This window comes from Helicobacter cholecystus (assembly GCF_003364215.1).
GTDB classification, from domain to species: Bacteria; Campylobacterota; Campylobacteria; order Campylobacterales; family Helicobacteraceae; genus Helicobacter_G; species Helicobacter_G cholecystus.
This window is the reverse complement of sequence record NZ_NXLU01000028.1, coordinates 1-841: the sequence shown is the minus strand read 5'-3', so window position 1 is coordinate 841 and position 841 is coordinate 1. Positions and strand designations below refer to the sequence as shown.

Here is an 841-nt window from a genome sequence, read left to right as displayed (position 1 = left end):
ATGCTAGGGCATATTTAGGAGAGTGGGAAGGGAGAGGGGAGAGGGAGAATGCTGAGATAAGGAGGAGAGCGTTAAGTTTTGATAAAGAAGGAAAATGGGAAAAAGGAATAGACAAGCTTCATCACGAACATATCTTCTTTGAAGATGAAGAAGGTGGGAATGTGGGGTTTGCAACTGATTGGGAAATGGTAACGGATGCAACATATTATCCATACGATCCAGTAGATGGGGCATATTATAAAACAAAAGCCATAGGCAAGTTTTTCACAGAAACAGATCCTAGTGTGATTGCTAGATATAGGGCTACAGATGGCAAACACTATGATGATGCAATTATGAGACAAGCAGTAGAAGATGTGAAAAAATATGGGATGTTTAAGTATTACTATCTTACGATAAATAACTGCCAAGACTTTATTAAGCAAGTTAAGATTAGATATCAAAAAATCTTCAAACAACAAAGGGGTGGAAAGTGAAAATTTATTCTATTCTCCTTATCACACTGATGATTATAAATTTTGGGCTGATGATTTATAAGAGAGGAGTATCAAGAACTATGTTTGTATTATCGGTTGTCATATATGGGATATTTGTTTTTGCAAAAGATTTGTTTCCTAATACAAACCTAATCTTTGGGTATTTATTGGCTCTTATATGTTTAAGTCTTTTTTTGTATAAAAAATATGGCCCACAATGTTTGGGAATTATCTTTTTTGCATTACCTTGGGCAACTCTTACAAGAGCATTAGGATTTCCTGATAATCCAGACTTTTGGGAGAAAGGGTTAGGGATTTATATTATCAGTGGAATTTGTGGCACTTTCTCACTTTGGCTTTTATTT

At 35.0% G+C, this 841-nt stretch carries 2 protein-coding genes; both read left to right on the top strand.

Features of this window, described 5'->3' with window-relative positions; genetic code table 11:
- The coding region (locus CQA62_RS06945) for a hypothetical protein (protein ID WP_170125578.1) at positions 1-476 on the top strand (476 nt) is incomplete at its 5' end.
- 80 nt (positions 477-556) lie between these two features.
- Positions 557-841 (top strand): hypothetical protein (locus tag CQA62_RS06780; RefSeq protein WP_170125577.1); only part of this gene is annotated, 285 nt, incomplete at its 3' end.